This is a genomic window from Planococcus wigleyi (assembly GCF_014836985.1).
Lineage (GTDB): Bacteria > Bacillota > Bacilli > Bacillales_A > Planococcaceae > Planococcus > Planococcus notacanthi.
On sequence record NZ_JACSPU010000007.1, the window covers coordinates 16,184 to 40,470 of the forward strand.

Annotated in this window: 23 protein-coding genes, 2 riboswitches and 1 other annotated feature; of the genes, 11 read left to right on the plus strand and 12 right to left on the minus strand. The window is 45.5% G+C overall.

Annotation, left to right across the window (positions count from 1 at the left end; translation table 11 throughout):
- Window positions 1–26: 26 nt before the first annotated feature.
- Window positions 27–1,616 carry a phosphoenolpyruvate carboxykinase (ATP) gene (gene pckA, locus H9630_RS16925; RefSeq protein WP_191716664.1) on the minus strand — a complete coding sequence of 530 codons (1,590 nt, stop codon included), beginning with the start codon at window positions 1,614–1,616 and terminating at the stop codon, window positions 27–29.
- Between the two features lie 412 nt (window positions 1,617–2,028).
- Window positions 2,029–2,141: riboswitch (SAM riboswitch) on the plus strand.
- A gap of 200 nt (window positions 2,142–2,341) precedes the next feature.
- Between pckA and metK the strand changes: the two genes are divergently transcribed.
- Complete coding sequence (metK, locus tag H9630_RS16930) at window positions 2,342–3,550, plus strand: methionine adenosyltransferase (RefSeq protein ID WP_191716665.1); 1,209 nt, start codon at window positions 2,342–2,344, stop codon at window positions 3,548–3,550.
- A 53-nt stretch (window positions 3,551–3,603) separates the two neighbouring features.
- Here metK and H9630_RS16935 read toward each other — a convergent pair whose 3' ends face one another.
- Window positions 3,604–4,119 carry a gamma carbonic anhydrase gene (locus H9630_RS16935; RefSeq protein ID WP_191716666.1) on the minus strand — a complete coding sequence of 172 codons (516 nt, stop codon included), beginning with the start codon at window positions 4,117–4,119 and terminating at the stop codon, window positions 3,604–3,606.
- A 113-nt stretch (window positions 4,120–4,232) separates the two neighbouring features.
- Between H9630_RS16935 and H9630_RS16940 the strand changes: the two genes are divergently transcribed.
- Both H9630_RS16940 and H9630_RS16945 read left to right on the plus strand, forming a co-directional pair.
- Complete coding sequence (locus tag H9630_RS16940) at window positions 4,233–5,039, plus strand: alpha/beta hydrolase (protein WP_191716667.1); 807 nt, start codon at window positions 4,233–4,235, stop codon at window positions 5,037–5,039.
- 32 nt (window positions 5,040–5,071) lie between these two features.
- Window positions 5,072–6,079: an LLM class flavin-dependent oxidoreductase gene (locus H9630_RS16945; protein WP_191716668.1), complete on the plus strand. Its 1,008-nt coding sequence runs from the start codon at window positions 5,072–5,074 to the stop codon at window positions 6,077–6,079.
- 88 nt (window positions 6,080–6,167) lie between these two features.
- On the opposite strand, the gene H9630_RS16950 is transcribed toward H9630_RS16945, so the two are convergent.
- Window positions 6,168–7,259, minus strand: coding sequence for an NAD(P)-dependent alcohol dehydrogenase (locus H9630_RS16950; protein WP_191716669.1), 1,092 nt, complete (start codon window positions 7,257–7,259; stop codon window positions 6,168–6,170).
- A 221-nt stretch (window positions 7,260–7,480) separates the two neighbouring features.
- Here H9630_RS16950 and H9630_RS16955 point away from each other — a divergent pair, with 221 nt between their 5' ends.
- Window positions 7,481–8,461, plus strand: a complete 981-nt coding sequence (locus H9630_RS16955; RefSeq protein WP_225218632.1) for a quinone oxidoreductase family protein — start codon at window positions 7,481–7,483, stop codon at window positions 8,459–8,461.
- Between the two features lie 133 nt (window positions 8,462–8,594).
- Here the strand turns inward: H9630_RS16955 and H9630_RS16960 are convergent, their stop codons facing one another.
- The 5 genes from H9630_RS16960 to H9630_RS16980 all read right to left on the minus strand — a co-directional run bounded on the left by H9630_RS16960 (window position 8,595) and on the right by H9630_RS16980 (window position 11,112).
- Window positions 8,595–8,909: a DMT family transporter gene (locus tag H9630_RS16960; RefSeq protein ID WP_191716670.1), complete on the minus strand. Its 315-nt coding sequence runs from the start codon at window positions 8,907–8,909 to the stop codon at window positions 8,595–8,597.
- A complete protein-coding gene (locus tag H9630_RS16965) occupies window positions 8,909–9,250 on the minus strand; it encodes a DMT family transporter (protein WP_191716671.1) in 342 nt (113 codons plus the stop codon). The genes H9630_RS16960 and H9630_RS16965 overlap by 1 nt, the downstream gene beginning before the upstream one ends.
- Before the next feature lie 62 nt (window positions 9,251–9,312).
- Window positions 9,313–9,410: riboswitch (guanidine-I (ykkC/yxkD leader) on the minus strand.
- Window positions 9,411–9,474: 64 nt separating this feature from the next.
- Window positions 9,475–10,092 carry an FMN-binding negative transcriptional regulator gene (locus H9630_RS16970; protein WP_191716672.1) on the minus strand — a complete coding sequence of 206 codons (618 nt, stop codon included), beginning with the start codon at window positions 10,090–10,092 and terminating at the stop codon, window positions 9,475–9,477.
- A gap of 24 nt (window positions 10,093–10,116) precedes the next feature.
- The gene (locus tag H9630_RS16975) at window positions 10,117–10,635 is read right to left on the minus strand and encodes a GNAT family N-acetyltransferase (protein ID WP_191716673.1); all 519 of its coding nucleotides are present in this window, start codon (window positions 10,633–10,635) and stop codon (window positions 10,117–10,119) included.
- 24 nt (window positions 10,636–10,659) lie between these two features.
- Window positions 10,660–11,112: a MarR family winged helix-turn-helix transcriptional regulator gene (locus tag H9630_RS16980; RefSeq protein ID WP_191716674.1), complete on the minus strand. Its 453-nt coding sequence runs from the start codon at window positions 11,110–11,112 to the stop codon at window positions 10,660–10,662.
- A 311-nt stretch (window positions 11,113–11,423) separates the two neighbouring features.
- On the opposite strand from H9630_RS16980, the gene sstT reads away from it, so the two are divergent.
- A complete protein-coding gene (gene sstT, locus H9630_RS16985; protein WP_191716675.1) occupies window positions 11,424–12,695 on the plus strand; it encodes a serine/threonine transporter SstT in 1,272 nt (423 codons plus the stop codon).
- 374 nt (window positions 12,696–13,069) lie between these two features.
- Window positions 13,070–13,870: a hypothetical protein gene (locus tag H9630_RS16990; protein ID WP_191716676.1), complete on the plus strand. Its 801-nt coding sequence runs from the start codon at window positions 13,070–13,072 to the stop codon at window positions 13,868–13,870.
- A 71-nt stretch (window positions 13,871–13,941) separates the two neighbouring features.
- Here the strand turns inward: H9630_RS16990 and H9630_RS16995 are convergent, their stop codons facing one another.
- Both H9630_RS16995 and H9630_RS17000 read right to left on the minus strand, forming a co-directional pair.
- Window positions 13,942–14,505 carry a tRNA (mnm(5)s(2)U34)-methyltransferase gene (locus tag H9630_RS16995; protein ID WP_191716677.1) on the minus strand — a complete coding sequence of 188 codons (564 nt, stop codon included), beginning with the start codon at window positions 14,503–14,505 and terminating at the stop codon, window positions 13,942–13,944.
- The gene (locus H9630_RS17000) at window positions 14,502–15,488 is read right to left on the minus strand and encodes a TIGR01212 family radical SAM protein (protein ID WP_191716755.1); all 987 of its coding nucleotides are present in this window, start codon (window positions 15,486–15,488) and stop codon (window positions 14,502–14,504) included. The genes H9630_RS16995 and H9630_RS17000 overlap by 4 nt, the downstream gene beginning before the upstream one ends.
- 143 nt (window positions 15,489–15,631) lie before the next feature.
- Here H9630_RS17000 and H9630_RS17005 point away from each other — a divergent pair, with 143 nt between their 5' ends.
- The 3 genes from H9630_RS17005 to leuS all read left to right on the plus strand — a co-directional run bounded on the left by H9630_RS17005 (window position 15,632) and on the right by leuS (window position 19,702).
- Window positions 15,632–16,324: a CoA transferase subunit A gene (locus H9630_RS17005; protein ID WP_191716678.1), complete on the plus strand. Its 693-nt coding sequence runs from the start codon at window positions 15,632–15,634 to the stop codon at window positions 16,322–16,324.
- 18 nt (window positions 16,325–16,342) lie between these two features.
- Window positions 16,343–16,996 (plus strand): 3-oxoacid CoA-transferase subunit B, encoded by a 654-nt coding sequence (locus tag H9630_RS17010; RefSeq protein WP_191716679.1) that lies wholly within the window; start codon window positions 16,343–16,345, stop codon window positions 16,994–16,996.
- Window positions 16,997–17,040: 44 nt separating this feature from the next.
- Window positions 17,041–17,247: a binding site (T-box leader), on the plus strand.
- 43 nt (window positions 17,248–17,290) lie between these two features.
- A complete protein-coding gene (leuS, locus tag H9630_RS17015; protein ID WP_191716680.1) occupies window positions 17,291–19,702 on the plus strand; it encodes a leucine--tRNA ligase in 2,412 nt (803 codons plus the stop codon).
- Window positions 19,703–20,109: 407 nt separating this feature from the next.
- Here leuS and H9630_RS17020 read toward each other — a convergent pair whose 3' ends face one another.
- Window positions 20,110–21,393 carry a BaiN/RdsA family NAD(P)/FAD-dependent oxidoreductase gene (locus tag H9630_RS17020; protein WP_191716681.1) on the minus strand — a complete coding sequence of 428 codons (1,284 nt, stop codon included), beginning with the start codon at window positions 21,391–21,393 and terminating at the stop codon, window positions 20,110–20,112.
- A 128-nt stretch (window positions 21,394–21,521) separates the two neighbouring features.
- Between H9630_RS17020 and H9630_RS17025 the strand changes: the two genes are divergently transcribed.
- Together H9630_RS17025 and H9630_RS17030 are read left to right on the plus strand one after the other, a co-directional pair.
- Window positions 21,522–23,126 carry a putative polysaccharide biosynthesis protein gene (locus H9630_RS17025; protein WP_191716682.1) on the plus strand — a complete coding sequence of 535 codons (1,605 nt, stop codon included), beginning with the start codon at window positions 21,522–21,524 and terminating at the stop codon, window positions 23,124–23,126.
- A 10-nt stretch (window positions 23,127–23,136) separates the two neighbouring features.
- Entirely contained in the window at window positions 23,137–23,850 is a 714-nt protein-coding gene (locus H9630_RS17030) for a pseudouridine synthase (protein ID WP_191716683.1), read from the plus strand.
- 40 nt (window positions 23,851–23,890) lie between these two features.
- Here the strand turns inward: H9630_RS17030 and H9630_RS17035 are convergent, their stop codons facing one another.
- Window positions 23,891–24,112 (minus strand): DeoR family transcriptional regulator, encoded by a 222-nt coding sequence (locus tag H9630_RS17035; RefSeq protein ID WP_142829443.1) that lies wholly within the window; start codon window positions 24,110–24,112, stop codon window positions 23,891–23,893.
- Window positions 24,113–24,287: the final 175 nt, after the last annotated feature.

A 24,287-nucleotide genomic window follows, 5' to 3' on the forward strand; every position in this document is an offset into this window, starting at 1 on the left:
TCTCCGAACGGTTTTTTAACATATGCTTATTTTTGAAGTGGTCCGCCGAGTGTAGTAATTTCCGGTGCGACAGTACCGAACTTTTGGAAGTTCTCTTGGAATTTCTGTGCCAATTCCGTTGCTTTCTGGTCATAAGCTTCTTTGTCTGCCCATGCATTGCGTGGGTTCAATACTTCTGTTGGCACTCCTGGTACTTCTACAGGAATCTCGAGGCCGAAGATCGCTTCTTTTTCAGTCGGTACGTTGTTCAACTCGCCTTTGATGGCAGCGCGAACCATTGTACGCGTGTAAGAAAGCTTCATGCGGCTGCCGACTCCGTAGACGCCGCCAGTCCAACCTGTGTTGACAAGGAAGACTTGAACGCCGTGCTCATCGATTTTATTGCCGAGCATTTCTGCATAGACCGTTGCGTGCAACGGAAGGAATGGTGAACCGAAGCAAGTAGAGAATGTTGCTTCAGGAGATGTAATGCCGCGTTCTGTACCAGCCAATTTTGATGTATAGCCGCTTAGGAAATGGTACATCGCCTGTTCTTTCGTCAACTTGCTGATTGGAGGCAAGACGCCGAATGCATCTGCTGTCAAGAAGACGATCGTTTTCGGATGTCCAGCAATTGAAGGGTCTACGATATTATCGATTGCCTGCATTGGGTAAGCAGCACGTGTATTTTCAGTCAATGAACCATCGTTGTAGTCAGGGATGCGTGTATCCGGATCCACTACCACGTTTTCAAGGACAGAACCAAAACGGATGGCGTCGTAGATTTGTGGTTCGTTTTCGCGTGACAAGTTGATGGTTTTGGCATAGCAGCCGCCTTCGATATTGAAGACGCCATTATCGGACCAGCCATGCTCGTCATCACCGACCAATTTACGGTCTCCATCAGCTGACAAAGTCGTTTTGCCTGTACCGGACAAGCCGAAGAACAAAGTCACATCGCCGTCTTGGCCAACGTTCGCTGAACAGTGCATAGGAAGAATGCCTTTTTCAGGCAATAAGTAGTTCATGATTGAGAAGATGGACTTCTTCATTTCGCCGGCGTATTCAGTACCCCCGATCAAAATGATGCGTTGTTCCATCGATACGATGATGAATGTTTCTGAAGCGGTCCCATCAACTGCAGGGTCTGCCATGAATGTAGGAGCATAGACTACAGTGAATTCAGCTTCATGCGTTTTCAATTCTTCAGCCGTCGGACGGATGAACAATTGGTGGGCAAACAGATTATGCCACGCGTACTCATTAATAGTTTGGATCGGTACACGGGATTCGTGGTCAGCTCCGGCGAATCCTTTGAATACGTAAAGCGCATCTTTTTCTTTTAGGTGTTTGAGCACTTTAGCGTACAGGTTTTCGAACACTTCGCTGGAAATCGGACGGTTCACATTGCCCCAGTCGACTTTGTTTTTAGAACTTTCTTCTTCGACCATGTATTTGTCTTTCGGCGAGCGGCCTGTGTATTTCCCAGTCTCCGCTTTAACAGCGCCTTCCCGTGTCAAAACCGCTTCTCCGCGAGATGTTGCTGCTTCCACTAATTGTGGCACTGATAATTGAACATGTACATTTGGGCCAGTCAAAAGATCCTTCAAATCGTTTGCAAAGTTCACTGAAGTCATATATATGTACCTTCCTTTTCTGTTATTCCCATGGCGATGGGGAGGATGTATATTCGTTCATTAGTATAACACATTAGGTTCATTAGTCTATACTAATTCGCTGCAGAATTGAAAAAATATTGAAATAAGGTTCTATATTAGGGGATTGGGAAGGACGGAGGCCGTTGCTCCTTGGGAAATTCGAAGGTCATATTGTTTTAAAGATGGGGCTAACTCCCATCATAACAGGAGCTGAATGAAATCACATAATCCCAATGAGAAATTATTGCAGTTTCCTGGCCGATAGGAAAAGAACTTCACGAATGTTCACTGCGTAGGATGAGAACATTCAGCAATAAAATTTGAGCATTTTATTCGCCGAAATCGTTGACATCCCCGAACTATTTCCGTATGATGAAAAATTGAACGGATACTCTTATTCCGAGCTGGTGGAGGGGACAGGCCCTATGAAACCCGGCAACCTGCTGCAACTGCAGTGATGGTGCCAAACCTGAAACAAGGCTTACAGGCCTTGGATGATAAGAGTGAAAGGTGCTTATGATGATTCTCCTTTCCTCATGACGAATGAGTGAAGGGATTTTTTTATGGAATGCCCTTAATCCTCGTGTGAAAGGCCACAGACGGCTTGAAGTTCAATCCGGAAATTCCGGAACGGACTTGACATGGGAAACGAGTACCGTATCAATTTCGAGAGCAATCTCGCAGGATATAAGGAGGAACATTTTTTGAAAAACCGTCGATTATTTACTTCAGAATCAGTAACAGAAGGACATCCGGATAAAATCTGTGACCAAATCTCAGATGCTATTTTGGATGCAATCTTAGCCGAGGATCCAAACGCACGTGTTGCGTGTGAAACGACTGTAACAACAGGACTGGTTTTGGTAGCTGGAGAAATCACTACTTCCACTTATGTGGACATTCCAAAAGTCGTTAGACAAACGGTGAGAGAAATTGGATACACACGTGCTAAATATGGTTTCGATTCAGAAACAAGTGCAGTCCTTACAGCAATCGATGAGCAATCACCGGATATCGCTGCTGGAGTAAACGTGGCACTTGAATCACGTGAAGGCCAAATGACAGATAAAGAAATGGACGATATTGGAGCAGGCGACCAAGGGTTGATGTTCGGATATGCCAACAACGAAACAGAAGAATTAATGCCATTGCCGATTTCATTGGCGCATAAATTGGCGCGCCGCTTGGCTGAAGTACGCAAGGAAGAAATTCTTCCGTATTTGCGTCCGGATGGCAAAACGCAGGTGACAGTTGAATACGATGAAAACAATCAACCGCTTCGTGTAGACACGATTGTTATTTCTACTCAGCACCACCCAGAAGTAACGCTGGAGCAAATCCAACGCAATATCAAAGAATACGTCATCAAAGAAGTCGTTCCGGCAAAATGGATCGATGAAGACACCAAATACTTTATCAATCCAACTGGGCGTTTCGTAATTGGCGGACCTCAAGGAGATGCGGGCTTGACTGGCCGCAAAATCATCGTGGATACTTATGGTGGCTATGCTCGCCACGGCGGCGGAGCTTTCTCTGGTAAAGATGCAACAAAAGTTGACCGTTCAGCAGCTTATGCAGCCCGTTATGTAGCGAAAAACATCGTTGCTGCAGGCCTTGCAGACAAATGCGAAGTGCAGTTGGCGTATGCAATCGGTGTAGCACATCCTGTGTCCATCGCTTTCGATACATTCGGCACCGGCAAAGTGGATGAAGACAAATTGGACGATTTGGTACGTGCGAACTTTGATTTGCGTCCTGCCGGCATCATCAAAATGTTGGATCTGCGCCGCCCGATCTACAAGCAGACAGCGGCCTACGGACACTTTGGCCGTACGGATGTTGATCTTCCTTGGGAACGTACTGACAAAGCAGCAATTCTTAAAGAACAAGCTGGCGTAGAAGCTGGTATTTAAACATGCGTTAGAAAAGGATGACCAGGCAGCGATGCCTGGTCATCCTTTTTTTGTTAGTCTTTTTGAAGAGACTTGTAATAAGCCCCTTTTTCCGCATATTCACGGACAATCCGTTCCATGTCGGTCTTGTCGTCTTCGCGCAGTTCACGGACCACTTTTGCGGGACGGCCGAGCGCAAGCATGCCGGGTGGAATGACTTTTCCAGGAGGAACCAAGCTGCCCGCTCCGACAAATGCACCTTCTCCGATTTCCGCTCCGTCTAGAATGACGGACCCCATGCCTACCAGCGCCCCTTTGCGGATGATGCAGCTATGCAAAGTCACTTGATGGCCAATAGTCACTTCATCTTCCAAAAGCAAGGTTTTGCCAGGGCTTTGATGAAGCATGCAAAGATCCTGGATATTGACTTTATTGCCGATAATGGTTGGTGAGACATCGCCGCGGATAACCGTGTTGAACCAAACCGATGAATGGGCGCCAATCGTCACATCACCGGAGATGGTCGTATAGTCAGCGATGAAAACCGATGGATCGATTTGGGGGAATTTGTCTTTATATGGATAAATCATGGCAAAGCTCCTTTAAAAAAGATAAGATATTCTATAATCGTAACAAATCAAATCAAAACGTCAAATAGGAAATACAGCAGTAAGAATTATTGGTGGAGAAAGGAAGTCGGAATATGTGGAAATGGCAGGCGGAAGGCACAGCAAAAGCGGTTGTGGTATTGATCCATAGCGCGTATGAGCAGCATCTGCGTTATGCATGGCAAATCGAGAAATGGCGATCGGCTGGATTCCATGTTTATACAGGAGATTTGCCGGGCCATGGCAGGAATGCTGGTGCCGATCACGTACACCGTGAATCGTTCGATGACTACGAGCAGGCAGTAAGTGAAATGCTGAAGCTCTCATCGGAAAATGATTTGCCGGTTTTTGTCATAGCGCATGGTTTAGGTGCCACCATTGCGATGAATGTGCTGGCAAACCGAAAGTTCAATGTGGCCGGTGCCATTTTCACGTCTCCGTGGCTGCAGTTAAAAAAATTGCCTCCGAAAGCACCTAATGCATTTCCGGGAGTTTCGCAGTTGACTGGCCGCAGGAAAATGGATCATGGCATTGAACTCCGCCATTTGACCAGAGACCAATTTTCCTTAGATCAGGAAACTGAAAACAAACTGTACCATTCAGTCATCACCTCTGGATGGTATAAGGAGTTGCAGAGCTATATGAAAGAAACCGCAGCTGCTGTCGACTTGTATCCTCGGATTCCGACATATCTGCATACAGCGGAGCGGGATATGATTACGGAAATAGATGCGTCCCGGCAATGGCTGCTGAAGCAGCAGCTTACCGAGTTTAGTTATAAGGAATGGAAATTCTGCTATCACGACATTTTTCAGGAACCGGAGAAAGAAGAAGTTTTTCAAGCGGCGCAAGCATTTATCTATACAGTGCTGCGGTCGGTCGGTTACTTGGTTGAAGAGTGAACGAGAATAAATGGCACAGAGGAGAGATTACAATGGCATTAAGCTATAGCATACTGGACCAATCCCCGATTTCAGAAGGCAGTTCGCCGCAGGAAGCCTTGAAACAGACAGCGGTTCTTGCACAAAAAGCTGAGCAATGGGGGTATACCCGCTTTTGGGTATCTGAGCATCACGATGCGACGACCCTGGCCGGCTCTTCGCCAGAAGTGCTGATCGCCCATCTCGGAGCGGTGACCAACACTATTCGGTTGGGATCGGGTGGTGTCATGCTGCCGCATTATGCCCCTTTTAAAATTGCTGAAAACTTTAAGCTGCTGGAAGCGTTGTATCCAGACAGAATCGATGCCGGAGTCGGCCGTGCACCTGGAGGCATGCCGCGTGCTTCCTATGCATTGAACGAAGGCAAAAAACGGGACACCAGCCAATTCCCTAAACAAATCGATGAGCTGCGCATGTACTTGACGGATTCGATTCCCGAAGAACATCCGTATTACGGAATGAAAGCGACACCGGTGACGAAGCATAGCCCGCCGATCTGGATATTGGGGTCAAGTGAAAACTCGGCACAGCTGGCAGCGGCAAAAGGGTTGCCTTATATGTTCGCACATTTCATCAATGGCGAAGGCGGAGAGGAGTTTGCAAAAGAATACCGGAAACAGTTTAAGTCTCATAAAGAAAGCAAACCCCGGGTAGGCTTTGCGATATTTGTCGTCTGTCAGGAAACGTCCGAACAGGCGGAGTGGGTGGCTTCATCGATGGATCTTTCACTGTGCATGGGAGCGCAGGGAATTCCTTCAAAAGGCACACCGCCTCCTGAAAAGGCCAGCGCGTATCCCTATTCCAAATTCGAAAAACTATTGGTCGCTGAAAACCGCCGCCGAATGGTCGTCGGTACACCGGAGCAGGTTGTGGACAAATTAGAAATTATGGCATCCGAATATAGAGCGGATGAAGTGATGCTGGTTTCCTCGGCTTACGACTTTAATGACAAACTTAAAACCTTCCGATTGATTGCGGAAGAAATGCAGAAACGCCGATAGGAGATTTCCTATCGGCGTTTTTTGACAAAACAACTTTTTAAGAAATGCTGCTCAACAATCTGTTCAATCTTTTATGCAAAAGAATGAACTATTGATCGATTCGTACAATCGGCTTGATGGTGGTTCCTTTTTTGGAGTCTTCGAATGCTTCGTTGATTTGTTCGAAATCATATACTTTAATCAGTTTATCGAACGGGAACAGACCTCGCTTATAATAGTCCACCAATTGCGGAATGAACACTTGCGGAATGGAGTCGCCTTCAATCACACCCATTACCGTTTTGCCTTCTGCCATGATGTCATTGTGGACATCGAAGGTGATTTCAGGTGTCACGCCGACGATGGCGCATGAACCGAGTGGCCGGAGAGCATGGATGGCTTGTTTAACGACAGGCGGCACTCCTGTCGTTTCAACGGCATAATGAGTACCGCCATTGGTGATTTTTTTGATTTCTTGTACAACATCGACATTTTGTCCATTTAAAGTATGTGACGCACCAAGTTCTTTGGCCAGCGCCAGGCGGTTGTCGTGGATATCAACCGCAATGATGTTAAGGCAGCCGGCGATTTTTGCCGCCATGACAGCACTCAATCCAACGGCACCACTGCCGTATATGGCGATGGAAGAACCGAACTCAGGCTTGAACCGGTTCAATACTGTGCCAGCGCCAGTCTGAATGCCACAGCCGAGTGGGCCGAGGAGCGCCAAATCGACTCCTGGATCGACTTTGACGACATTGCGTTCATGAGCAACCGCAAAAGTTCCAAAAGACGATTGGCCGAAAAACGTCGACACGGCGTGGTCGTGGTGATGGATTCGATTTGTGCCGTCCTGCATTTTGCCGCCAAAGTTCAATTCGTTGAAGTTCAGGCAAACCGTCGGGTGTCCAGTCAGGCAATTTTCACAGTGGCCACAATAAGCGAAAGACAGCACCACGTGGTCGCCAGCCTTAATCGTTGTCACTGCAGCACCCACTTTTTCAACAACTCCCGAGCCTTCATGCCCAAGAACAGCAGGAAATGGGGATAATCCTAAATCTCGTGCCACGGCGTCTGTGTGACAAACTCCCGATGCTACAATTTTGACCAATACCTCATTCATCTTCGGTTCGCCCAATTCCACTTCTTCAAATTTAAAATCTTCTCCTAAACCATGTGTTACAGCTGCTTGGATTTTCATTCAAATCCTCCTCCTTTAAATTGATGTCCTTATCCTACTACCCGTTCAGTTTTTATTTAGACATGGTAATCAAAGTGAATGAGGACTTCCAGCAGCCAGAAAAACTAGAATTTATCATTGCCAATAACTAAGTGTGTAGCTTCAATTTGCCTTATTGGAAATAGCGATTCTGATGTGCTTAACTCGAATTAAGCATTAAACACATGAAAGGAGGAAGTAAGATGGACAGCAATTCAACTGCTCCTGCTGGTTTCATGAAAGCTGCTGTCTTGCATGCGTTCGGAAATGAAGAACAATTGGCCACGGAGTTCATTCTGGTACCGGATGTCGACAAGGATGAAATACTGATAGAACTGGAATTTGCAGGAGTAGGACAATGGGATGCTTTTGAACGGCAAGGCGGTTATGCGGAGATGCTGAAGATGGAAGTGGAGTTTCCTTATGTGCTGGGCTCTGAAGGTTCTGGAACCATTATTTCAAAAGGTGAAAATGTAAAGGGCTTTAAAATAGGGGATAAGGTGATGGCCGCAGGTTTTTTGAATCCGCAAGGCGGCTTCTATGTAGAGTTTGCAGCTGTCGACCAGAAATATGCAACACTTGTTCCAGCGTCTCTAAATGCCCAAGAAGCGGGCGGGATTTTAGGAGTGGGGATAACGGCATTGCGTGGGTTGGAAGATATCCTTCAGCTGCAAAAAGGTGAATCCATCGTCATTTTGGGTGCCAGTGGAGGAGTCGGCCATATAGCGGTCCAGCTCGCCAGAAAAATCGGCGCCCGGGTTTTTGCCGTTGCCTCCGGAGCAGACGGAGTCGGGATGGTCCGCAACCTGGGCATAGAGAATGTCGCCGATGGCTATAATGAGGACTTGTTGGCCGCAGCAATAACAGCAGAACCCGAAGGATTTGATGCTGCTTTATTGACTGCGGGAGGGGAAACGGCGAAAACGGTCATGCAATCCGTGAAAAAAGAAGGCCGGGTAGCGTATCCGAACGGGGTCTTTCCATTGCCGACAAGTGAAGACTTTAAGGTCATTGCTTTTAATGGAGAGCCTGATGCGGATATAATCAGCAGGTTTGTTCATTATGTGAAGAGTGGAAATGTAAAAGCGCATGTGGACAAAGTTTTTCCTTTAGAACAAGCTTCTGCTGCTCACGTGGCTTTACAGCAACATTATTTAGGGAAACTGGTATTGGAAATAAAGTGAAACAGATTCTTAAAACGCTTTCCAGGCAAAGGAGAAAGCTTGTACATGCAGCATAAAAAAGCGAAGAAACGTAGTTTTAGTTTCTTCGCTTTTCAATTTCCTGTCTATTCAATTAAGTTGCCGGAGACCAATTTCAAGAAACCAATTTCAAGCCTACTGCCGCCCCTAAAACCATCGCAATAAAGAAAATTCGCTTCCAATCTGCGGATTCATTGTAAAATAGCATGCCGAGAATGGCTCCGCCTGAAGCGCCGATTCCTGTCCAAATGGCATATGCAGTTCCCATGGCCAGGGTTTCCATTGCATAAGACAAAAATACAAAGCTCGCCCCAAAACCGGCAATCAACAATACTAGAGACTGCAAATTGCGGTCCTGGTGCAATTTATTTATCATCGCAACCCCCATCATTTCGAATATCCCCGCCAAAACCAATGCTGTCCATGCCATTACGCTTCTCCTCCTTCAGAAACAGGGTCTGGCGTGACCAGTTTCAGCCCGATGACGCCTGCCAGCAAAACTCCGACCAGTAATAGTTTTGGAGCATTGAACGGTTCATTGAAAAAAATGATTTCGGAAAGCATCGTCCCCGCTGTTCCTAAACCGACGAAGACTGCATAGACGGTCCCCACCGGTAACTTTCTTCCTGCCATGATCATGACGGTAAAACTGATGACAATCGCGATGACCGTGACTGCCCAATCCCAAAAACCGTCTGCATGCTTTAAACCGATAACCCATACCACTTCAAAAACTGCAGCTAGTATGACTTTTAACCAATTTGAATTCATTCTAAAATCCTCCTTTTAATAATTACAGAAATAAAAAAGCCTGGGAGAACTGTAAAAACAGTTTCTCCCAGGCTTTTGTCCTTCCGTGACACAGCAGAGCTGTGAGTTTTCTCTCGGACCAGACCAGCTTGTTTGCTGCGGAACCCTAGAAAACATTTCAGATATGCAGTTAATCCGTATTGTACATGCTTCAACGCAATCCTTCAATTAATTGGTGATGACAATCAGTCAATTTGCTTTTCACTCATCGTATCAGCTATTTTTTGTGCATTCGGATCTTTTTCTTCCTGCAGGCGGCTAATGATGTTTTGGTAATCGGTTTTGTTTCGGTTCTGGCTCATTTTATAGGCGGCTTGAACTTCTCTTACAGGGATCTTGAATCCAACGATGCCTTTCAATTCTCTCTCCAATAGCTCACGGGAGAGGGTATCCCAAAGAACTGGATTGGCACGGTGGCTTTCATACTTTTCCATTAAACGAGTCAGATCCTGTTTCAATTCTTCTTCGGTTAAGATTTGCGCAGTTCCATAAATGTGGACAGCCTGATAATTCCAGGTCGGGACATTTTCCTGCTCATACCAGGAAGAGGATATGTAGGTGTGGGGTCCTTGGAACATGACCAGAACATCTTCGACCGCATCAAATGTCCGCCACTGAGGGTTGCCATAAGCCATATGTCCGGTTACATGGTATTCCTCATTTTCTTTTACCAACTGCAAAGGCAGGTGGCTCGCAATGGGTTTGCCTTTTTTCATCGTAACAAGCGTTCCGAAGGAATTTTGTTGAACAAATTCCCGGATTTCCTCAAAATCAGTGACTTTAAAATACTTTGGAATATACATCGAGTTCCGCCTTTCTGATATGAATTAGTGGAGTGTTTTAACCATGATCAAATCGACTTGTTCGTCATCGCCCATATAGAAAGAATGGGTTCCTGTTTGCACAAATCCTTTTTTTCGATAAAACGCAATGGCGTTTGCATTTTCTTCCCAAACACCGAGCCAAATCCTTTTTTTGTTTTGTTCAACTGCCATTTCGAAGGCTTTGTTCAACAGCTGTTTCCCTAATCCATATCTTTGAAAGGCTTTCTTTACATAAATCCGCTCGACTTCCAATGAGTCAGCCCCCATTGGTTCTGTCTGTGCAGCATCTGTATTGAGTTTCAGGTAGCCTGCCACTTGTTGATCCACATAAATGAAATAGAAGCGGGAAGAAGGATTTTTTAATTCCTTTTTCAGTTTATCCAAGTCATAGGCTTCGTCTAAATAAGCCTTGAGATGTTCAGGTGAATTTTGGTCCTTGAACGTCTCGGTAAATGTAACAATACTGATGGTTTGAAGTTCGTGCAGGTCATCCAACGTACATTCTGTTAACTTTGTGGTCATATGGATTGCCACTCCTTTGATTGGTCAATAGTTTCGCTTGGTACCTTTTTTAACGGATTCCCAGTCCTTTTCGACATTTTTTCGGATGCGCTGCAGAAGACCAAAAGCAGTTTCTGCTTCTTCTTCAGAGAAACCGCGCAATGCCACTTGGTCAGAATGGGCATTTTCCTTTTTGATGAATGGGTAGACGGCTTGTGCTTTCGCTGTGGGAAGGAGGTTTTTGTTTTTTTTATTGTGCGGATCGTCTTTCTTTTCGATAAAACCACTTGTCTCAAGTTTTTGGAGGGCACGGGCTGCAGTTGACTTATCAACTTTGATCATCTCCAATAATTGGGCTTGGATAATTCCAGGATTTTCACAAATGCGCACGACATACAAATACTGTCCTTTGGTCAAATCGAACTCTTTGAATTCGATATTGCTGATGGAATCCAAGGCTCTGGCGATCATGCCGATTTCGCGTAGAATCTCTTTCATAACAACCTCCTCATTTAACTAGCTGGCTAGTAAGTGTTTTAGGAATTGACTATATCACCTTTTTGTTGCATTTGCAACAAAAAGATAGCTTTTGTCTTTCCTGATAGAAAGTGACGGCAGACAAATTGCTAAAAATTATTGTACAAATTATTGATTTTATAAAAAATTTGTTTAATTCGTGCTTTACTTTGTATAGAATAGGATTAGCTTGAACAGTTTGCAGTAATATAGGAGGTTGCGTACTACACAAGATGGATCGTAAGGATGGATTATGTTGCAGTTTTAATGGAAATTAACAGGGGGAATAATGTATGAAAGTGTTCAAAATGTGGAATCAGATAAGCTTAGTGAAACAAATATTAATTGGGTTGATTTTTGGGGTGGTTTTAGCTGTTTTGATTCCTGACGCAGCCAAATCCTTAACTATTTTTGGCACGCTATTTGTAGGCGCATTAAAAGCAGTTGCTCCTATACTGGTCTTGTTTCTTGTCATGGCGTCAATCGCTCAGCATAGAAGTGGCCAACAGACAAATATGAAATCTATCATCTTCCTTTACCTGTTAGGTACGTTTTTTGCAGGATTGATAGCTGTGATCGCCAGTTTCATTTTTCCTGTAAGTATTGCACTTACTCAGGGAGCAGAAGATTTAGCGGCTCCGGGGAATGCAATTGAAGTAATTAAAACTTTATTGTTGAATGTCGTCGATAATCCAGTCAGTGCCCTATACAATGCAAACTACATCGGCATTTTAGCTTGGGCGATTGTTCTTGGAGTCGCATTGAGAACAGCACCAGATTCTACGAAATTACTTATTACCAATTTTTCTGATGCAATTATCAAGATGGTTGGCTGGATAATCAAGTTAGCGCCACTCGGCATCATGGGCTTAGTGATTGAGTCGATTACGACAAATGGACTTGAGTCATTGCTGAGCTATGGAAAGCTCCTTGCACTGTTAATCGGCTGTATGCTGTTTGTGGCTCTTGTAGTTAATCCGCTAATCGTATTTATAAACATACGCCAGAACCCATATCCACTTGTATTTAAATGTTTACGAGAAAGTGGTATTACGGCATTCTTTACACGTAGTTCTGCAGCGAATATTCCAGTAAATATGACTTTATGTGAAAAGCTGGGGTTGGATAAAGACACTTATTCTGTTTCAATTCCTCTAGGAGCAACGGTTAATATGGCCGGTGCAGCTGTTACAATTTCTGTATTGACACTTGCTGCAGTCCATACGCTCGGCATACAAGTCGATATTCCAACGGCGATTATTCTTAGCGTCTTAGCAGCTGTATGTGCATGTGGTGCTTCTGGTGTGGCTGGCGGTTCCCTATTGCTTATTCCTTTGGCTTGCGGCTTGTTTGGAATCCCTGCAGATGTAGCGATGCAAGTAGTTGGCGTTGGGTTTGTCATTGGTGTATTGCAGGATTCTTTTGAAACATCGCTTAACTCTTCAACGGATGTTCTTTTTACAGCAACAGCTGAATACAAGAAGCGTCTAAAAGAAGGAGAGAAAGTAAACTTCAAAGAAGCTTTTGCTATCAAAAAACCTTCTGAAGATCTAGTGAAAAACTGAGTTAATTGATTTTTCGAATCAAGTGAGCGTAAGTTGTCGAATAAAAATTAATTGAACCAATAAGATGGAATAAGCCGATTTATAAAACAGTAAGCTGTATGATCCCGTTTTTCGGAATCATGCAGCTTACTATTTTGTTCCAGCGGCAGATCTAAGAAACTTTATCACCAAGGTTTGAAAACAGGGAAAAGATGGTATTAATGTAATGTGTTTTAATTTGTTAAAAAAATGATATTTGTAATAAAAAGATTCATACATACTGGGTAAGTTAAGCCGGAGAACAGATGTAGGAACTCCTTTAGCCCTTGAATTATTTTGCGCTGATCAGTTTGTGGAACAGTATCAATAACAACCTATGGAGGAAGGTTTGTTTCATGATCAGACAAAGCCATGACGGCCCTGTCTTTTTGGCGGGTAATTTTTTGATGGCATTTATCCTTTTGAGCGGCTGTGTTGAAGTTGACGAACAGACTTCGCCTTTTCCTTCTGCGGAAGAAAAAAAGGAGCTGGAGAAGGGAAGGGATGAGCAGGAAATTACTCAAGCAATAGGGCCGGTAGAAGAAGATGCTGTCAGTGGGATGGAGATTGGATTGCAAACTACAGAAGTTTCAGATGCTGAAGTTTTTCAATATTTTTTGGGTCGTTTACAGGAAGAGCAATGGGAAATGGTCCTTCTGGAAGTGAAAGAAGCTGCTGAAATTCGTGTACCGTCGGATGATTTTAAAGAACCGCATATGACTCATGCAGTTTTGGAAAAACAAAATTATTCACACGACTATGCGTGGTTGGAAATCAACGATGTGAACGAGAAATTCAATACAATCTGGCAAAAGCATTGGGGAAAAATCCTTGCAGGATCTGAGGATTTTGAGGAAGGAGTTTTATCTGAACACCTGAGCAGCATCCAACGGAAGTATGAAACCTTATTGAATCAAATCAGCTATATGGAATTTAAGAATTCCACGGAATATGCTCAGCATTTGCATGACTATAAATTATACCTTGAAGGAGCAATACTTTATCGGATGGAAGCAGCCTCCGCATTCCTGGAAGCATTGGAGACGAAACAATCGTGGGTTGCATTGGTGAATGAGTCGGTGGAAGCCGCAATAGAATCTGAGGCCTATGCCAGATTGGCGGCCTCTGAATTGACGAGTTATGAAAATGGTTTTTAAACAGGTTTAGATGAGAATTCGACGTTAAACTAGAAGATGCCGAAAAGAACAAATGTCCTTTTCGGCATCTTCTAATTTTTATGTTTCTTTTTCTCGACCGCCAATAGGAAAGGAGGAGAATGCTTTTGATTGATGAATTCATATTTCAACACATCGAAAGACTTTTGCGGCAAAGTTGAAACGAATTCCATCACGGCATCGCGTTCGTCGCTGCCGCCTTCGTGTCCGCTGTATACAACAACCAACAATAAACCATTTGCCTTCAGCAAATCCAAACATTGCTGGAGGGCAGTCAATGTGCTTTGGGCTTTCGTGATGATGCTATGGTCGCCTTTCGGCAAATACCCTAAGTTAAAAACAGCTGCGGATACCGATTCTTTAACATACTCTTGGATTTTTGCATGGCTGTCATGAACAAGCTCTACATGCTGGTAGCCGCGAACTTTCTCGCTTGTCGCTTTGATTGCTTCTTGTTGGATATCAAACGCGAAGACTTTACCGGAAGGTCCGGTCAACTCGGCAAGAAAAAGGGTATCATGCCCATTGCCTGCCGTGCCGTCTATGACACAGTCTCCGGGAGAGACAGCTTCTTCAAGCAAGGATTTTGTAAAAGGCAACACACGTTCCAACGTCATAACGCCACACTTCCCTCGGCCAATTTCCCTTGCCAGCTTCCGCGCCGTTCTAATTCTCCATCAATGCCATTCAGCACTTCCCATTTGTTTGCACTCCACATCGGTCCGATCATCAAGTCAATGGGGCCGTCCCCGGTGATGCGCTGAACGACCATCTCAGGCGGCAGCACTTCCAGCTGATCAGCGACCAAATTGATGTATTCCTGTTTTTCCAAGAACTCGACCATGCCTTTTTCGTATTGCTTTACCATCGGTGTCCCTTTCAATAAATGAAGCAAGTGAATTTTGATGCCTTGTACATCAAGCTTGGCAACTTCACGGGCAGTCTCCATCATCATATCGCGGTCTTCCAGTGGCAAGCCATTGATGATATGGGTGCAAACGCGAATGCCTCGTTTGCGCAGTTTCGTAACACCTTCAACATAAGCCTCGAAATCATGTGCACGGTTGACCAATAAGGCTGTCCTTTCGTGTACGGTCTGAAGCCCGAGTTCCACCCACAAGTAGGTACGGCCATTCAACTCAGCCAAATAATCGACCACATCGTCCGGCAGGCAATCGGGGCGTGTTGCGATGCTTAAGCCGATGACATTCTCCTGTTCCAGTGCTGCTTCAAATTTTTCTTTGATGACAGGCAAAGGAGCATGTGTATTGGTATAGGCCTGAAAATAAGCCATGTATTTAGCGTCTTTCCATTTGCGGTGCATTTTTGCTTTGATTTTGTCGAACTGCACAGGGATGGGATCTACACGGTCACCCGCGAAATCACCGGATCCTGCCACACTGCAGAATGTGCAGCCGCCGTGGGCCACTGTGCCGTCACGGTTCGGACAATCAAAGCCTGCATCCAAGGCGATTTTCATAACTTTAAAGCCAAAATGGTCGCGCAGGTGGCGGTTCCATGTATAGTAGCGTTTTCCATCAGATGAAAAAGGAAATTCTGTGTTCACTCTAAACAACTCCTCTACCTGATATTGTAGCATGCCTTGGAAATGGCAAACAATCACCAGCAACGGAGGTTGGCTAACTTTGTTCATATTGCGTTTCCAGCAATAGTTTGTTTAAATTAGAATGAAAGCGTTTTAATTAATAATATTCAGTTTATTGGCAAAGGGGGCACGATGGGATGAAACCGATTTACAGTTCTGCGAAAGAAGCCATTGAACAGATTCAGGACGGAGCCACAATTATGGTAGGGGGCTTTGGCTTAGTGGGAATACCTGAACAGCTCATACTGGCTCTTGTTGATAAAGGGGTAACTAATCTGACCGTCATTTCCAATAATTGCGGAGTGGATGAGTGGGGTCTTGGATTATTATTGAAAAACAAGCAGATCAAAAAAATGATCGGTTCGTATGTAGGGGAAAACAAAGAATTCGAGCGGCAAGTATTGTCTGGTGAAATTGAAGTGGAGTTAACGCCGCAAGGAACGCTTGCTGAGAAAATGAGGGCAGGCGGAGCAGGCATTCCCGCATTCTTTACACCGGCTGGCGTCGGGACAACGGTTGCGGACGGCAAGGAAATCCGCGAGTTTGGCGGTAAGGAATATGTGCTCGAACATGCTTTGAGGGCTGACTTTTCATTGGTTCGGGCTCACCGTGCCGATAAAATGGGGAACCTGGTGTACAACAAGACAGCACAGAACTTTAACCCGCTCGCTGCAGCCGCTGGGAAAATAACCATCGCGGAAGTCGAAGAAATCGTGGAAATCGGAGAAATTGATCCGAACCATGTGCAAACCCCGAGCATCTATGTCCAAGGTTTGCTGCAGGCGGACCAGGAAAAACGCATTGAGCGCTTAACAACACGCACTGTTTAGGGAAGGGTGGGGAAAAACGTGGATAAACAAGCAGTCAGAGAACGAATTGCAAAACGGGCCGAAAAAGAAATTAAAGACGGTGATTACGTCAACCTGGGAATCGGTATGCCCACGTTGGTGGCCAATTTCATTTCCGAAAACAAAAGCGTGGTGCTTCAGTCTGAAAACGGACTTCTGGGGATCGGACCTTATCCGACCGAAGATCAGGTCGACCCTGATTTGATCAACGCCGGAAAAGAAACAGTGACCACAATACCTGGATCCGCATTCTTTACAAGTGCGGAATCCTTTGCGATGATCCGTGGCGGACATATTGATGTGGCGATTCTCGGCGGCATGGAAGTAGCTGAAAACGGCGACTTGGCCAACTGGATGATTCCCGGCAAAATGATCAAAGGCATGGGCGGTGCAATGGATCTTGTCCATGGCGCCAAAAAAGTCATCGTCATCATGGACCACGTGTCAAAAGATGGCTCTGCCAAAATCAAAAAGCAATGCGATTTGCCGTTGACCGGCAAAGCCGTGGTCGACAAAATCATTACAGAACGTGCAGTTATCGAAGTGACGGACGCTGGACTGGTCCTGTCTGAGGTATTTGAGGGCTTTTCGGTCCAGGATATCATCGACTCTACAGATGCACCGCTGAACACCGATAACGTTAAAGTCTCATAGGCTATTGCCAAAAAACGGCCGTTCGTCTAAAATGAAGACAATAGCCAATGACAGCGAAGAGGACCAGTACATTGTGTGTTTTCCACAGAGAGCCGGCGGATGGTGCAAGCCGGTGAAATGCGCAATCGAACTCACCTTGGAGTCAGTGTATGTGAAACCAAGTAAGATACACCGTTTTCCGCGTTAAGGAGTCAAGTTGAGCGAGCGTTCGCTAATTTGGGTGGTACCGCGGGAAAACTCCCGTCCCTTATTTATGAGGGACGGGAGTTTTTATTTTTGAGGAGGAACAGGAAAATGACATTCAAGCATAAGATAGTAGAAAAGAAATGGCAGAAATATTGGCAAGACAACAAAACATTCAAGATGGTGGATGACCCATCGAAACCGAAATTTTACGCATTGGATATGTTCCCATATCCATCAGGTGCTGGACTTCATGTTGGCCATCCAGAGGGGTACACGGCGACGGATATTTTGAGCCGCGTCAAACGCATGCAGGGCTATAACGTTCTTCATCCTATGGGATGGGATGCATTCGGTCTTCCAGCAGAACAGTATGCACTCGATACTGGCAACGATCCGGCCGAATTCACAGCGAAAAACATCGCAACTTTCAAGCGCCAGATTCAGGAACTTGGATTTTCCTATGATTGGGACCGTGAAATCAATACGACGGATCCTTCCTACTATAAATGGACACAATGGATTTTCATCCAATTGTATAATAAAGGCCTTGCTTATGTAGACGAAGTGGCAGTTAACTGGTGCCCGGCACTTGGCACGGTTTTGGCCAACGAAGAAGTTATCGACGGCAAATCAGAGCGTGGCGGCCATCCCGTCGAACGCCGTCCGATGCGCCAATGGGTGTTGCGCATTACGGAATATGCAGATCGTTTGCTTGAAGATCTGGATGATTTGGACTGGCCTGAAAGCCTGAAAGATATGCAGCGCAACTGGATCGGCAAATCTGAAGGGGCGGAACTGGAATTCCAGGTGGCAGACACCGAACATTCTTTCCGTGCTTTCACAACACGCCCGGATACGATTTTCGGCGCGACTTATGCGGTACTGGCTCCTGAACATAAATTGGTGGCAGCCATTACAACTGCCGGCCAACAACAGGCTGTCGAAAAATACATCGATGACGTCAAGACGAAAAGTGACTTGGAGCGCACCGATTTGGCTAAAGATAAATCAGGCGTCTTCACGGGTGCTTATGCAACCAATCCGGTCAGCGGCGAAAAAATGCCGATCTGGATTGCCGATTATGTATTGGCGACTTATGGGACAGGCGCTATTATGGCGGTACCTGCTCATGATGAGCGCGATTATGAATTTGCTAAGCAATTCGATTTGCCGATTGTGGAAGTCGTTTCAGGCGGTAACATCGATGAAGAAGCGTATGCCGGCGACGGTAAATTGATCAATTCTGATTTCTTGAATGGCCTTAATAAAAAAGAAGCAATTGAAAAAGCCATCAACTGGTTGGTCGAAAAACAAGTCGGTGAAAAGAAAATCACTTACCGTCTGCGTGATTGGCTATTCAGCAGACAGCGTTATTGGGGCGAGCCGATTCCGATTATCCACTGGGAAGATGGCACAATGACACCGGTTGAAGAAAAAGACTTGCCATTGATGCTTCCGGTAACAACAGATATCAAGCCGAGCGGCACTGGCGAATCACCTCTTGCCAATATCGATGAATGGGTCAATATCGTTCATCCTGAAACTGGCATGAAAGGGCGCCGTGAAACAAATACGATGCCACAATGGGCGGGCAGCTGCTGGTATTACTTGCGCTTTATCGATCCGACCAATGATGAAATGCTGGCAGATCCGGAACTTCTGAAACGCTGGTTGCCGGTTGATGTTTATATCGGTGGAGCTGAACACGCTGTGCTTCATTTATTGTATGCCCGTTTCTGGCATAAAGTACTTTATGACATCGGTGTGGTCTCGACGAAAGAGCCATTCCAGAAGCTGTTCAACCAAGGGATGATTCTTGGGGAAGGCAATGAGAAAATGTCGAAATCAAAAGGCAATGTCGTCAATCCGGATCAGATTATCGAAAGCCATGGTGCAGATACATTGCGCATGTACGAAATGTTCATGGGTCCACTAGAAGCTTCGATTGCCTGGTCAACGAACGGTTTGGACGGTTCCCGCAGGTTCCTGGACCGCGTATGGCGCCTGTTGATGGACGAAGAGCAATTGAGTGCTAAAGTAACCGATGCGAACGACGGCAAGCTGGACAAGGTTTATCACCAGACCGTCAAAAAAGTAACAGACGACTTTGAAGGCCTGCGTTTCAACACAGCGATTTCACAAATGATGGTCTTCGTCAATGAAGGTTATAAAGTGGATTCCATTCCAAAAGAGTACGTGGAAGGCTTTGTCAAACTGTTGTCGCCGATTGCACCTCACGTAGCAGAAGAACTGTGGGAGAAATTGGGGCACGAGGGTTCTGTGGCTTACGAAAATTGGCCGCACTACGACGAGTCGAAAATGGTCGATGATGAAGTTGAAGTCGTGGTACAAGTCAACGGCAAAGTAAAAACCAAGTTGACAATTGCCAAAGACAGCACAAAAGAAGAACTGGAGACGGCAGCACTGGCGGACGAACATGTCCAAAAAGCAGCCGAAGGCAAACAAGTACGAAAAGTTATCGTCATTCCAGGGAAATTGGTTAACATCGTAGTAGGGTAATGAAGAAAAGCGGAGTCTTCCGGTAGCCCCGAAAGACTTAAGGCGGACTGGCGAAGCGGCGCTTTTTGCCGCACAGCCAGGCAGACTTAAGATCCGAGGGGCTGGGAGACGGAGTCTGGACAGAAGAAAAGCGGAGTCTTCCGGGTACTTGAAAAGATAGAAGTTCTCGGATAGGCACAGTGCAATAGCAAAAAAGAGAGGCAGGCCGGAAAAATCCGGTCTGCCTCTCTATTGTTTAGATAGAAAAGTATCGTTTTGGTCCTTATCTTTGCAGCAAAACTATGGACTCGTTCACTTTTTCTTATTCTTATCAAAAGCGCGCCCGATCAGCAAAGCGCCGAAAATAATAAGCAATGGCAGAAAATAGACTAACAGCAACGTGTATTCGGTAAAGCTGTCCATTAATTTCAAGCCCCGCTTTCTACCTGGCTTTCCTGCACAAAACGCGCTGCACTTTGGCCGGCTACATTGCCCGTCACGAGCGCAGAGGTAATGTTGTAGCCGCCGGTATAGCCGTGGATATCCAAAATTTCACCGCAGAAATACAAGCCTGGTTTCTTTTTGGACGCCATCGTTTTCGGTTCGATTTCCTTGATGGATACGCCGCCTCCGGTGACAAAGGCTTTCTCAATCGGCTGAGTGCCATTTACAAACATGCTGAAAGCAGTCAATTGCTGAGCGAATGCACGCACTTTTTCGCTGGCAAGTTCCGCGCCGGTCAATTGGGGATCGATATCTGCACGCGCAAGAAGGAACAGCAGCCACCGCTCCTGTGCAAGGCTCTTCCAGACGTTTTTAACCGATTTTTTGGGATCTTCTTTCATCATCTTAAAGAGCAGCTGAAATGCGGACTCTGCATTTTCATCGGGCATAGAATTGATGCGCATTTCCACAGGCTGGCCGCCGTTTTTCTTCATTTCCTTGACGACATACTGGCTGCAGCGCAAAACGGCAGGTCCGCTCAATCCGAAATGGGTAAACAGCATATCCATCTGATGGGTCACGAGGACTTTGCCTTTTTTGTTCAAAACGGTTACGGCAGCATCACGCAGTGCGAGGCCTTGAAGTTCCTTGCTGACAATAAACGGTTCTTTCGACAGCAAAGGAACCTCGGTCGGATAAAGGTCGGTGACGGTATGCCCGGCTTTTTCGGCCCATGGGTACCCGTCTCCAGTAGAACCGGTTTGCGGCACGGCTTTGCCGCCGACCGCCACGACGATGGCTTTGGCCGTATACTCTTCGCCGGTATGAAGGCGGACGCCGGTTACTTTTTCGTCAGTCATCAATAATTTCTTGACTGGTGAATCGAGGAGCACGGTGACATTCAGCCGGTCCATTTCCTTGAACATGGCATCTGCCACGTCCTGTGCCCGGTTGGAGACCGGGAACATCCGGCCGTGGTCTTCTTCTTTTAAAGCGACGCCAAGTCCTTCAAAGAAGGAGATGATGTCTTCGTTATTGAAGACGGAAAACGGACTGTGGAGAAAGCGTCCATTTCCTGGAATATGTTTCACAATTTCGTCAAGAGGCAAGCGGTTGGTCACGTTGCAGCGGCCGCCGCCCGAAATAATTAATTTTTTTCCTAACTTTTTTCCTTTTTCGATCAATAAAACCTTTTGGTTTCTAGAAGCTGCGGCAATTGAAGCCATTAAACCGGAGGGACCCCCACCGATGATTATAACGTCATACATAAAATAAGAACTCGCTTTCGTTTTTCTCTCAGTATACACGATGATGCGAAACTCGTTGAGTAATTTCTTTTATAGGTGTAAACTATCGTGTAGATTGCTTTTATCATGAACAAGTCAGGAAGTGCAAAATGTCATCATTAATTAAAGGTACAGCCATCTTAACTTTGGGTTTATTTTTGTCGAAAATCCTGGGCGTTATTTATATCATCCCGTTTTACAGCATGGTGGGAGAAGACAATATCGGTCTTTATCAATACGCATACATACCGTATAACCTGATGCTGGCGCTGGCCATTTCAGGCGCCCCGATCGCTTTCTCGAAATTCACAGCCAAATACAATTCCCTTGGAGATTACGAGACAGGGAGGAGATTATTGAAGTCCGGGTTGCTGACGATGATGGTCACTGGCTTTATTTCTTTCCTCTTGCTTTATTTGTTTGCGGAACCGCTTGCCCGCATTACAATTTCTGAAGACGAACTGATTTATTCAGTTGGGGATGTCACCGAAGCGATTCGCTGGGTCAGCTTTGCATTGATCGTTGTTCCATTTATGAGTCTTTGGAGAGGGTTTTTCCAGGGCTATAACTACATGATGCCAACCGCAGTATCCCAGTTGGTTGAACAGATTGTCCGCATTATTTTCTTGCTGGGCGGCGCTTTTGCCGTTATCTATATTTTCGATGGCACTCCAAAAACAGCGATTCAATTTGCTGTATTATCTGCAGCTGTCGGAGCACTTGGCGGAATTGTCACGTTGGGTTATTTCTGGAAAAAGAAAAAACCGGAATACAACCGTCTGCTGGCCAATTCAGTTGAGTCTTACGATGTTAAACTGCGTGATATGTACAAGGAAATTGTAATTTATGCGATTCCGGTCATTTTCCTTGGCATCGCCAATCCTTTGTTTCAATTTGTCGATCTGATGACATTTAACCGGGCCATGAGTTCGGGAGGCAATGTCTCTGAAATCGATTTGCTTGGAATTTTGAACTTGACGGCGCATAAGCTCGTTATGATTCCAGTCATGCTGGCCACAGGGTTTTCCATGGCCTTGATTCCGTTGATCACCAAGCATTTCACCCGCAATGAGCATCTTCAGGTATCACGGACTTTGGATCAGTCCATACAGGTCTTGCTGTTCCTGACATTGCCTGCCGTAATCGGGATGACGATGTTGTCAGACGAACTGTATCATGTCTTTTATGAAGTCAGCGATGTTGGTTCGGAAATTTTGGCGCATTACTTGCCGGTAGCGATTCTGTTTTCAGCTTTCCCGGTAACGGCGTCAATTCTGCAAGGAATCAACAAACAAAAATGGATCATCATCAACTTGTCTACCGGTTTGCTGTTGAAAGCAATCCTGAATACACCGCTGATCGAGCGTTTTGAAACGGACGGCGCGATTGCAGCAACCATCATCGGTTATCTAGTTGCTATCGGCATGAATATGCTGGTCATCGTCAAAACCATGAACTATCGTTCGCAGATGGTGGGAAGACGTGTCATCCTGATCGTTATTTTGAACTTGATCATGGCCGGAGCGGTTTATCTGGCAATGTCAGGGCTGGATCTATTCTTGGGAATGGACAATAAATTCTTATCTATGATACGGATCATCCTAATTGGTGGAGTCGGGGCAGTCGTATACGGCTATCTTGGCCTGAAGACCGGTTTGGCACAAAAACTGTTGGGCTCGAAAATAACGAAAATTTCCCGGAAGCTCGGTTTTTAGGAGTGACACTATGCGTATAGATAAATTTCTTTCAAACATGGGCTTCGGCTCAAGAAAAGAAGTCAAAGTCCTGCTTAAAACAAAAGCAGTGGAAGTAAACGGCGAAATTGTCCGCGATCCGAAAGTTCATGTGGATGAACATGCCGACCAAGTGCTGGTTGGCGGAGATGCAGTCGCCTATACGGAATTCATCTATTTGTTGATGAACAAGCCGCAGGATGTCATATCGGCGACAGAAGACAAGTACGACCAAACGGTCATTGATTTACTGGATGAAGAAGAGCAGCATTTCGAACCGTTTCCGGTCGGGCGGCTGGACAAGGACACCGAAGGATTTCTGTTGTTGACCAATGACGGCAAATTGGCGCATGAACTGCTGTCGCCTAAAAAGCATGTGGATAAAACCTATTATGCATTGATTGAAGGGTTGGTTACGGAAGCGGATAAAGAAGCATTCAAGAAAGGTGTAGCGTTGGATGATGGGTATGTGACAAAGCCTGCCAGCCTGAACATCCTTGAAAGCGGACCTCTTTCTAAAATTGAATTGACCATTACTGAAGGCAAGTTTCATCAGGTCAAGCGGATGTTCGAAAGTGTCGGTAAACGGGTAGTTTACTTGAAGCGTCTGTCGATGGGACCGTTAACTTTGGACCCGGAGCTCGGGCTCGGTGAATACCGCCATTTGACGGAAGAGGAAGTAAACAGTTTAAAACAAAGAAAATGACCGCATAGCTGCGGTCATTTTCTTTGTTTAGGAAATCTTTTCAGGACGTCATCTTCACTTTCCGTTGCGTCGTTGTCCATTTGCCTCGAGTTGGGCTTGTCACCAAGTCGTTAAAGGCTAACACATTCAAATCTCTTTGAATGGTGCGAGGAGTGATGCCGAATTCGTCGACAAGATCTTGCGTCGTTACAGTCCCGTTTTCGAGAATGTACTTATACATATCTTTAATTCGAATGAGCATGCGGTCGGTCGTAGGTTTCATAATGATAGAACCACTCCTTCATCTTTTTTCCCATTGGCAAAGACTAGCGGACGATATCCTGAGGTTTATACAGCAGGTTTAAGATAGATGCCAAAGACAGCCCCTTTTCCTAAAAAGATGTGTCAATCTAACTAATCTGACAATTTGATTATAGCGGAAAAACATTTCGAATTCT